This window comes from Bradyrhizobium sp. Kon69 (genome assembly GCF_055807515.1).
This window is the reverse complement of record NZ_JBVVOS010000438.1, coordinates 1-256: the sequence shown is the minus strand read 5'-3', so window position 1 is coordinate 256 and position 256 is coordinate 1. Positions and strand designations below refer to the sequence as shown.

General features: G+C 62.1%; 1 protein-coding gene. It reads right to left on the bottom strand.

Annotated features, from left to right (window positions below; translation table 11 throughout):
* On the bottom strand, positions 1–256 hold a 256-nt coding region (locus AC0L3U_RS39715; RefSeq protein WP_473365168.1), incomplete at both ends, for an aminotransferase class III-fold pyridoxal phosphate-dependent enzyme.

The following is a 256-nucleotide window of genomic DNA, read 5'->3' as shown; positions in this document are numbered from 1 at the left end:
CCGGGCTACCGCCCGATGACGAGAAGAAATAGCCCTCGGCTTCCAGGGCTTCGGCAATGTCTCGGCGGGTGATCACAGCTCCCAACGGCTGGCCGTTGCCCATACCCTTGGCCATGGTAATGATGTCCGGCACGACGCCCTGTTCTTCAAAACCCCAGAAAAAATGCCCCATGCGGCCATAACCTACCTGCACCTCATCGGCGAGACGCTGCCAGTCTTGGCCGGCCAGGAGTTTGCGCCGTTGCTGCCGGGCCTG